We start from the raw sequence: 10,235 nt of genomic DNA on the forward strand, positions 1-10,235 counted from the left end.
GGCACAGATTAGCACAAAAATTCCAAATCCTTTTATAGCCGGAATGGTATATTGGATATTGCTAATATTGATTGTAGGAATATGTGTGGCAGGAACAGGGATACTGGCGATACTGATAGAAATAAAGGTTATAGAATTATATAGGGAAAAGTGTTGGGATGTCATTACTCTACTGATGATACTGACAAGTGCTGCTGTCATCATTTATTTTGGAGAAGCAATCAAAAAAGCACTGTCAGTAAATCTTCTATTGCTTTTTGTACTTTTGCAGGGCGCATATGTTGGACTTAGGTGTTATTTAGAATCGTACCTTGAGAAAAGAAACTATTAAGCATTTTTTACAAAGCTATGTACAAAATCATTCTAAAATTCCCATTCAATAATACGATTGAGAAAACCTCTCTGATACAGTATAATAAAGTGTTAGGGAGGTATCTCTATGAAGGAAAAAATACTAATCATTGAAGATGATTTTACGATACAAACACAGCTTAAAACTCTTTTGTATGGGAATGGATATGAAGTATTTGCAGTTACGGATTTTTCCCAAACAATAGAGCAGTTAAAAGAAGCTGCACCACATCTGGTTATTCTGGATATAAAACTTCCGGGGAATAACGGTTTTGAAATATGTTCTCAAATTCGCACTTTTTCAGATATTCCGATTGTATTTGTAACAAGCAGCAATACAGATATGGACGAACTAAACAGCATTATGCTGGGTGGAGATGCGTTTATCACAAAGCCTTATAATCCTGCTATTCTTCTTGCTAAAATTGCTGCATTGTTAAAGAAAGCCTACCGTTCCTCTCAAACAGAAATTTATATGTGGAAAGAAGCTACCCTGCATTTGGAGAGTAGCATGATAGAGTACAAAGGACAGAAAGCAGAATTGACAAAGAATGAATTGAAAATCCTCTACTACCTTTTTAAGAACGCTGGAAAAATCTGTTCCAGAAATGATATTGTGGATTTTCTTTGGGATAATCAGCTTTATGTTGATGATAATGCCCTAAGTGTCAATATTACCCGTATTCGTGACAAACTGGCAACAATCGAACTTGTAGATTTCATTAAAACAAAACACAGGCAAGGATATACATTATGAATGGAAAACAATATTTGAAAAATCAACTCCCCGTTATTTTAATCAATCTGCTGGGTATGCTTGCCTTTGCCTTGTTCCTGATTGCAAGCGATAATCCTATCCAAACAGTCCTGTTTATTCTTGCGGTCTGGTCGATTGTCCTTGTTTTATCTTTGCTGACTTTTTATTTCTCACGAAAAAAGTATCTGAATAAATTGCTCAATATGACGGAGCAATTAGAAGAACGATATTTATTGCCGGAAATCATGCAAGTGCCGGAAAGGGCTGATGAACAGGTTTTTTACCAGATTATGAAAATGGCTGAAAAATCCATGTTGGAACGGATTGGCGAAGTACAGAGGGAACGCAGGGAATATAAAGAATACATTGAACAATGGATACACGAAGTAAAAACACCAATTACAGCTATGAAGCTGCTGTGTGAGAATAACCGTTCTCCCTTTTCCAGAGAGGTATTGGCAGAGTTAGAGAATATCAATCAATATACAGAACAGGCACTTTACTATGCCAGAAGTGAACACGCTGAAAAAGACTATTCTGTCCGTGAAGTCAATTTATGCGATGTTGTGAATAGTGCAATCGCAGATAATAAGTATCTTTTGCGTCAAAGTAATATGTCAATTCAGATAGACGATATAGAAACAATGGTTTACACTGATGAAAAATGGGTGCGGTTCATCTTAAATCAGATTATCGGTAATGCAATCAAATACCATGCAGAGCAGCCTATTTTGCACTTTGGGGCAACAAAAACGAATGACAAGATTGTGCTATCTATCAGCGATAATGGGATAGGTATTCCTAAAAGTGATTTACCCCGTATTTTTGAAAAAGGATTTACAGGTCAGAATGGGCGAACCGGGAAAAATTCTACTGGAATTGGCTTATATCTTTGCAAGCGTCTATGTGATAAACTGGGAATAGGACTTACTGCTTATTCCGAAAACAGAGGAACAACGATTTCACTTATCTTTCAAATGAATGATTTTATTATCGGAGTGCAGGGCTGACAGGTTCTGCACTTCTTACATTTTTGTAAGAACTGTGTAAGAAAACTTGATACAAAAAATGAGATACTCCATTTACAATATGGGTATGGAACAGTTAAGGAGGTTTATCCGATGAATACAATTTTGAAGCTGGAGCATATCCAGAAATATTATGGCAATGAGGGGAATATTACCAAAGCCATTAAAGATATTAGTTTTTCTGTGGAAGCCGGAGAATTTCTCGGAATTATGGGTGCGTCCGGTTCTGGAAAGACAACGCTGCTAAACTGTATTTCTACGATTGATACCGTAAGTGCAGGGCATATTTTTTTAGAGGGAACAGATATAACGGAAATCAAACCAAAATTCCTTGCCCGCTTTCGCAGAGAGAATTTAGGTTTTGTATTTCAAGACTTCAATTTGCTGGATACATTGACAATTTCAGAAAACATTGCACTGGCATTAGCAATCAATAAAGTCCCTGCAGGGATTGTAGAACCCCGCATTTTGGATATAGCCGGAAAGCTGAATATCAGCGATATTCTAAACAAATATCCTTATCAGGTATCGGGCGGTCAAAAACAGCGTTGTGCCTGTGCAAGAGCAATTATCAACAATCCGAAACTCTTATTGGCAGATGAACCGACAGGAGCATTAGACAGCCATTCCTCACAAATGCTGCTGTCTACCATTCAAAGTATCAATGAACAGCTTAGGGCGACAATTCTTATGGTAACTCATGACGCTTTTACCGCCAGCTATGCCAACCGTATTCTTTTTTTGAAAGACGGAGAAATCTTTATGGAACTGCGCAAGGGCAACGACAGCAGAAGTGCTTTTTTTGATAAAATTCTGAATGTCCTTACCATGATTGGAGGGGGACAGAGCCATGTATGCTAAACTTGTTTTCAGAAATGCAAAACGGTCTGTAAAAGACTATCTGGTCTACATTGTCACAATGACAATCTGTGTTACCTTGTTTTATGCGTTCTTGTCTATTTCCAGTAGTTATTATAGCCCGGATATAGGCAGCGAGTATGATTTTACTCTGTTAAGTGACGGAATGAAAATTGCAATCTGCATGATAACATTGCTGTTGTTATTTTTGATACGGTTCGTCAATCATTATATGCTAAGATGGAAGCAAAAAGAGTTTGCTGTCCAGTCCATTATGGGAATGGAACAAAAAACTATTGGCAGGATTTTCTTTGCAGAAACACTGATTATGGGTATGTTTTCCATTTTGATTGGTATTTTTTGCGGTGTATTTTGTTCTCAATTCATTACCGCAATGCTCCTTACTGCTTATGGAAAGCCTTATGAAATCTCATGGACATTATTCCCGGATACCGTTTTGTTGACAGTGGTATTTTTTGTGGCAAGTTTTTTTGTGGTAGGAATTTTCAATACCCGTACCATTCAGAAAACAAAAATTATTGATATGCTTTCCGCAGAGAAAGAGAACGAACCAGAGCTAAAAAAGAGCCGCTTCATTTCTGTTGTAGTAGTCCTCTTTGAAGTATTTACCGTATGGGGATTGATTGCAGGAATACAAAAGGTCTGGTTTTATTATGACACCCGCTTTGCGTTTCCGGTGCAGCTTATGTTTTGGGGAAATATTCTTTTTCCGCTGCTTACTTTGCTGTGGTCGATATTTTGCATAATCAGAAAGAAAAAAAGAGAATGTTTCATTGCTGGTTTGCTGATATGTTCTGTATTGAATGCTTTTACAGCAGCCAGCGTTGCAGCATTAACAAATAAATATTATCTGCCTTTAGGTGGTGGAACGCTCAATCAATATCTGCTTTTTGTTGTGATTGACTTACTTTTCTTCATTTGTGCCTTCATTTATCTTACCAGTGGTTTGATTGTAGCATGGAAAGAAAAATCGCCAGAACACCGATACCATGAGGAAGCACTTTTCTTTTTCGGACAGATTACCTCAAAGCTGAATACGACCAGCAAGACTATGGCAGTCATTTGTATCACTTTGGTATTAGCAATTTTCATGTTCGTTGCAGCCCCTATTTTGACGGGCTGGTCGTCTGGTTATTTGGATATACGCTCTATGTATGATGTGCAGGTATATTCGAGATACAATGATGTTTATGAAGAAGAAAATCTGCCACAGGACAGTTATGAAATCATTACTGATTTTCTGGCAGAACATAAAATAGATACAGACTATGATTGCACTTTCAATCTATATCTGCCAGAGAAAGACGATTTTCACAACAGACAGAAATATGATTTTCCGATTGTGGCAATTTCTTTAAGTGATTATAACACCATAAGGAAAATGTTGGGTTATGAACAGATTTCTCTGGGGGAAGATGAATTTACGACACAATGGGCGGCAATCGCCACCGAGGAAGAACGGGATAGCTTTTTGAAAGAGCATACCAGTATTTTGACAGACGCAGGAGAATTGACTCTTTCCGAGCAGTCCTATTATGAGGAAGCAATCGGAGAAACAGCGTACAATTCCTATACAGATATACTCTATGTACTTCCAGACAGTATTTGTGAAAAGCTGTTGCCGGTAATAAAAAACCGCTATATCACAACAGAAGAAAACATCTCCTATGAAAATGCAAGGGAACTGGAAAAATTTTTTACAGAGGAATACCCAGAGCAAGCAGAAAGCGGTGTTATGTATGGAATACGGTTCAGTACATTACAGAGGAACAGTACAATAGCAAATAATTTTGTTTTACAGGCTGCAATGCTTTATGGTGCTGTTGTATTGATGATTATATGTCTTACCGTACTTTCCTTGCAACAACTCTTAGACGCAGGACAATATAAATATCGCTTCTCTGTACTCCGAAAATTGGGGGTGGAAGAAAAGCATATCGGAAAACTTATCTTGCAACAATTAAGTGTTTGGTTTGGGCTTCCAATTATCACAGCAATCATTGTAGCTGCTGTTGTAATAGCTTACTTTATCCAAACCATATCAGCAGAAATTTCAGCCTATATCGGGTTTGGTGCATTGATGTTACAAATAGGGGCAACAATGGGCATTTTGGCAATTTTATTGATTTGTTATTTCATAAGTACATGGATTATTTTTAGGCATTCTGTTAATCCATAGAAAATATGTAATTATTGCATTTCGCACATTCTTTAAAGAGGGATAGCACTCTTAATGAACACTATCCCTCTTTCACTTAATAAAATTCTAATGAATCTTCTGCATCCACCCACATCTGTAAATTGCCCTCAAGATATAATCTTGCATATTCCAAAGGCTCATCCACAGCTAATGAAGTAAGTGCACATTCTGATCCATATGTGGTTTTTAAATCTTTTTCAGCTTCCCAGCAGTCAATGCGAAGCATATATCCAGCACTTGTGTAAACATCAATACTATCGTGATTTATGTTGTATTCTGCATAAATTGTTCTCATCGTATCTTATCTCCATTTTCTTTTGATAATCAGTAATAGAGTTAAATATCGAAAACATTTCAATCAGTTCACCATGTCGTTATTGTTATATGTTATACTGTGTTATGAAATTTTCTTTCCCTTAATTTTTCCCATATTAAGGTTCATGAAAGCTAATGGGAGAATGTAACACAAGGGAAAGAGTAAGGGAAAGTACACTTGCTACAAACTTAGTATTTTCAAGGGTTTGCGAAGAATTTGATAATCAAATATAACAGTTATTAAATTTCCTAAAATATGTGAAATATCAACTGGAATTTATTTTAATAAATATTTTTTAAACGCTTTATGATTATCAAAGTGGACTTCTCTAAAAAACAGAACTAACCAAATAATATAGGTTGGTATAGCCATATATGGGGTTAAAAAGCAGGATAATGTCGCTCCTGCTAACATTATAACAGTCCATATGAAGCACTGATTTCTTATATCACGAGAGATCTGAGCTTTATCATACATTGCCTGTTCTTCTTTAGAAAATGAATTAAATCCTGAAACAAATTTAGTTGCTTTTTCCTTAAAAATCGCAAATAACACACCTATAATTACAAATGGTATAACCAAAATTATACATGACCAAAATCCTATATTCATAATACATACCTCCTCTTAAAATACCAATTTCTCAGTTTCAAAAACTTGAATTTATCAGTATCTCTTTTTGCATGTTTTGGGTATCGTTGCTTCATAACTCATATCAAGCAACATTTTGATTTTGTCATCTGATACGCTGCACATCCAGTGCAACAGTAATCCAGCTATCCTTGCTCATGTGATACGCCGGGAAGAAGCCGGGTTCCTCTCGTAGTGTGCCAATCAGAATTGGGTCACATTTGAAATCGACCACTTCCAGCATTTCTTCGCCTTGCAGCCCCAGCTTGTTCTTTGGTACATCCATAATCAGAGCAAACCACTTCCGATTATTACAATGCCGGAACACCTCATAATTCGGATATTTGAGCCACGGATAATCTGTCTCGGCGTTATATGTCTGATTCTAATTCTGCGCGTTTCATAACCTCACCTCTACAACTTCTAGCTTTCTGCATGTTACTATATAGTTTTGATTACCTGTTCTTCTGCATTTTGGCCGAGGGATAATCTCTTCGTTGAAAAAATAATTGACCACGATAGGCGGATCGTTGAACGGGCGTTTGATGGAATCATCATCCTGGACATACAGTAGCCCTTCCTCTTGGCAAAACTGCCGCATCTGCGCATCCAGCATTGACCAGTAGCTGCGTTCTTTTTTATTGTAAATGGTATCGTACAGCGGCAGCAGGTCTGGATGTTTTTCCGTTATATAGTCAAAAATCGTTTTCTTATAACCGCCCCGCAAGTTTAGGTTTTCCAGCCAGACCAAATTACATTGATTCTTCGCCCGGTGGATGATGGAGGGCAGGTCGGTGAGGCCGGGGAAAATCGGCGAGATAAAGCAGGTGGTGCGCACACCAGCATCATGGAATGCTTTCATAGCGGCCAGCCGCCGCTCAATGCTCACTGCATTGTCCATATCAGCGCGAAAATCTTCGTCCAGTGTGTTTGATCGACCAGGATACCCGCGCATTGGGGAATGTTTTAATGAGGTCAAGGTCACGCAGCACCAGGTCAGACTTGGTAGCAATACTGAGGCTACATTCACTGCCCTGCATCTGCTCCAAAATGGCGCGGGTGCGGCAGGCGGTTTCCTCCAGCGGCTGATATGGGTCGGTCACGTAACAGAGAAACAGTTCTTTCCCTGCATACCGCTCCGGGTGTTTGATTTCCGGCCAAAATTTAACGTCTATGAACTCTCCCCAGGGCTCCGGGTGATTGGTAAAACGCTTCATAAAAGATGCGTAGCAATATTTGCAGCCGTGGCCACAGCCCACATAAGGATTGACCGAATAATCACTCACAGGCAAATTGGATTTTGTGAGGACGCTTTTTACTTCAACGTTTCAGATGATTGGCTCCATTGTATGTATGCTCCTTTGATTTTGCTTATTTTTCACGGGACAGTTTCATCATATCCTTCATATCGGCAAAACCGATTGTTTGATACAGCGGCCTGCCTTTGTTTGAGGTTTCAAGATAAATTTTTGAAATATGCCGCTGACGAGCCTGCTCTACAAGCCACCTGACGATTCTGTTCCCTATGCCGTGTCCGCGAAACTGCGGCCGGGTATAAATGTTCATCAGGTAGGCACATTTCCCGTTTAGATTGTCCGGTGAGGGCATCTCATGATAGAGGCATATCCCGCCGCAGCCGACGATTTCCTCCCCTACGTAGGCAAAGCAGGCAATATGTCCGCCCTGCGGCAGTTCTGTTTGATAGTAGCGGCGATTTTCCGATTCCAGCTCTGTTACAGACCGCTCCGAGGGGATGGAGAATACCTCATGCAAGACTTCCATTCGCCATTGCATCAATACATTCAGGTCCTGGATCGTGGCCTGCCGGATCTGAATCTCCATTATAATGCCCCCGCTTTCATTACCACCGGCAGTTTCGACACATCCGGCTTACCGTTGACATTCAAAGGAATCTGCTTCATCTTCACAAAGAACTCTGGGATCATAAAGGAAGTCAAATTTTCAGACAGTTCTTTTTTTACTTCCGAGACTTTCAGCTTATTGTCGGAAGGCACCACATAGGCGGTCATATAGGACAGTCCATCCTCGTCTGTAAAAGCCCGGACAATAGCCTGCTGCACATCCTTGCACCGATAGAGCCGGGACTCCACCTCGGCAAGTTCCACCCGCTTGCCGTAAATCATGATCTGGTCGTCCTTGCGGTGCAGGAATGCAATGTTGCCATCCGGCAGGATATAGCCCAAATCGCCGCTGCGGTACATGGTGCTACCGTCCGGCTGCCGCTCAAAAGCTCTGTTTTCCTCGGCATGGTCGCCAATGTAGCCCAGAGATACACCGCCGCCATAAATGCAAATCTCACCCGTCTGCCCTTTGGCAACCTCGTTGCCAGACTGATCCAGAATCCTGATTTGCGCACCTAGTACAGGATGACCGATGGGATAGGTACCGTCCTCCAGCACAGTTCCACTATTACAACGGTAATAGGAGGCGCAGACCGTTGTCTCGGAGGGGCCGTAGGTGTTGTAAACCTCTGCTTTGTTCAGCAGGTGATCCACATAAACGCCCCGCAACACATCGCCGCCGCTGATAAGCAGCCGCAGAGAGGACGGAATGACAGACAGGTGGTTCATTTCTGCCAGCAGATACGGAAAGCCGCTGATCATAGTCACATGGTGGCGTTCCACAAAAGCCATCAATGCATGGATGTCGGCCTTATCCTCGTCAGCGGGGATGGCCAGAGCGGCACCATTCAGCAGACTGGTGAACACTTCCTCCACAAAGATGTCAAAAGAACAGACGGAATATTGCAGCATGACATCACCGGGGCCGGGATGGAACTCGTTGGCAAAGGCACGGACATAATGGCAAACATTGCGGTTGGTGACACAGACACCTTTGGGCCGCCCGGTGGTACCTGACGTATACAGCACATAGGCGGGGCGTTCCGGGTCTTCGATGGCGTTGCGCTTCCAGGAGGGCGTCTCCACGCCGCAGATCTCACAATCTGTATAACGGATGGGGAAACTGCTCAGTTTGGGCGCAAAGGCGTGTTCCGTCAGCACAAAATCCACCTGTGCCTCGGTCATCATGTCATGGATGCGCCCGGTGGGAAAATCCGGCTCGGCTGGGACATATCGGCCGCCGCATTTGAGTACCGCCAGAATCGAGGCAATCATCTCGGTTCGGTGACGCATGACGATGCCGATGCTGTGTACTTCCTGCGGAAAGCTGCACGTGATCATATCCACCATGTTGGACAGCTCTCCAAAAGTCATGGCGCGGTCGTTTTCAATGATAGCCGGGGCATTTTCATGTTCTTTAACTACTTTCTGAAAAAGCGAATAAATCGTATCCATCGTTTTATCTCCTTGTCGGTTTATCTATTTAATATCCAGTGAATGCCAGCCGCTGTGCGCTTGTTGCACGCCTGATAGTGGCTGCCACTGTTCAGTACGAAGGTGGTTTCGATGCCTTTCCCGTGGCACAGTGTTTCTATCTCCTGCGTATTCTGCTGCACAACGTTCAAAATCGGATTATCGGTGGAGCTCTCCTTGTCTCCGAGAGAAAAATACAGACAGTCAGGTTTGCGCTTCATCTCATGGGAGCACACATATTCCATGATGCCCTCAAACCAGAAGGAACCTGACATACTCGCTGCGCGGGCAAACACATCCGTTTGGTAGAGAGCGTAGAGGGCGAACAGCCCGGCCAGCGAGTAACCGGCGAGGCCCCGCCAGGCGGGCGCACCGGGAAGGAGCGCTTCCGCTTCCGGCATAATTTCATCCAGAAGCAGTTTCAGGTAATCATCCGCACCCCCGGTGCAGGGCGTATCGTGTTTAGAGATCGGCCCCATATACCACGGTGTCATGTCATGATCCCATTTCAGCTTACTGACCGCCACCAGACAGAAATCTGGGCAGCCGAGCGCCATCAGGTTTTTATACACACTGTTAACGGCATTGGAAAAGGTGTTGAGATAGATAACTGGGCTGCCCGGCTTTGCGCTTGGGTATATGTCCACTCTTTTTTGTTCTATGGTTAAAGAAGTCACCTTGTTGCCTCCCTATATAGTCAAGTCTTTTTTCCTTGAAAATCAAGGAATTTCTAATGTTT

10 protein-coding genes and 2 pseudogenes are annotated in these 10,235 nt (G+C 41.8%); 5 read left to right on the forward strand and 7 right to left on the reverse strand.

All coding sequences use genetic code 11. The features are described from left to right. The 5 genes from G5B11_RS17520 to G5B11_RS17540 form a co-directional block, all read left to right on the forward strand. A partial coding sequence (locus tag G5B11_RS17520) for a DUF6040 family protein (RefSeq protein WP_244093073.1) occupies positions 1-331 on the forward strand: 331 nt, incomplete at its 5' end. Positions 332-439: 108 nt separating this feature from the next. Continuing rightward, positions 440-1,108, forward strand: coding sequence for a response regulator transcription factor (locus G5B11_RS17525; protein ID WP_173729220.1), 669 nt, complete (start codon positions 440-442; stop codon positions 1,106-1,108). Further along, positions 1,105-2,118: a sensor histidine kinase gene (locus G5B11_RS17530; protein WP_055156115.1), complete on the forward strand. Its 1,014-nt coding sequence runs from the start codon at positions 1,105-1,107 to the stop codon at positions 2,116-2,118. Before G5B11_RS17525 ends, G5B11_RS17530 begins: the two co-directional genes overlap by 4 nt. 111 nt (positions 2,119-2,229) lie before the next feature. Then, positions 2,230-2,997: an ABC transporter ATP-binding protein gene (locus tag G5B11_RS17535; protein ID WP_055156116.1), complete on the forward strand. Its 768-nt coding sequence runs from the start codon at positions 2,230-2,232 to the stop codon at positions 2,995-2,997. Beyond that, a complete protein-coding gene (locus G5B11_RS17540) occupies positions 2,987-5,194 on the forward strand; it encodes an FtsX-like permease family protein (protein WP_173729221.1) in 2,208 nt (735 codons plus the stop codon). Before G5B11_RS17535 ends, G5B11_RS17540 begins: the two co-directional genes overlap by 11 nt. Before the next feature lie 76 nt (positions 5,195-5,270). On the opposite strand, the gene G5B11_RS17545 is transcribed toward G5B11_RS17540, so the two are convergent. From G5B11_RS17545 to G5B11_RS17575, 7 genes and pseudogenes are all read right to left on the reverse strand, one after another. Next, complete coding sequence (locus tag G5B11_RS17545; RefSeq protein ID WP_055156118.1) at positions 5,271-5,510, reverse strand: DUF6061 family protein; 240 nt, start codon at positions 5,508-5,510, stop codon at positions 5,271-5,273. Between the two features lie 297 nt (positions 5,511-5,807). Then, a complete protein-coding gene (locus tag G5B11_RS17550) occupies positions 5,808-6,143 on the reverse strand; it encodes a DUF3784 domain-containing protein (RefSeq protein WP_009319994.1) in 336 nt (111 codons plus the stop codon). 124 nt (positions 6,144-6,267) lie between these two features. Next, positions 6,268-6,528, reverse strand: a pseudogene (locus G5B11_RS19240) (MmcQ/YjbR family DNA-binding protein); the annotation flags it as partial. Between the two features lie 33 nt (positions 6,529-6,561). After that, positions 6,562-7,453: pseudogene (locus tag G5B11_RS19655) on the reverse strand (radical SAM protein). Positions 7,454-7,532: 79 nt separating this feature from the next. Beyond that, complete coding sequence (locus tag G5B11_RS17565) at positions 7,533-8,003, reverse strand: GNAT family N-acetyltransferase (protein WP_005924656.1); 471 nt, start codon at positions 8,001-8,003, stop codon at positions 7,533-7,535. Continuing rightward, complete coding sequence (locus G5B11_RS17570) at positions 8,003-9,478, reverse strand: amino acid adenylation domain-containing protein (RefSeq protein ID WP_118512127.1); 1,476 nt, start codon at positions 9,476-9,478, stop codon at positions 8,003-8,005. The genes G5B11_RS17565 and G5B11_RS17570 overlap by 1 nt, the downstream gene beginning before the upstream one ends. 20 nt (positions 9,479-9,498) lie before the next feature. Further along, the gene (locus G5B11_RS17575) at positions 9,499-10,173 is read right to left on the reverse strand and encodes an alpha/beta hydrolase (protein WP_118338790.1); all 675 of its coding nucleotides are present in this window, start codon (positions 10,171-10,173) and stop codon (positions 9,499-9,501) included. Positions 10,174-10,235: the final 62 nt, after the last annotated feature.

This window comes from Blautia glucerasea (assembly GCF_013304385.1).
GTDB lineage: Bacteria > Bacillota > Clostridia > Lachnospirales > Lachnospiraceae > Blautia_A > Blautia_A ammoniilytica.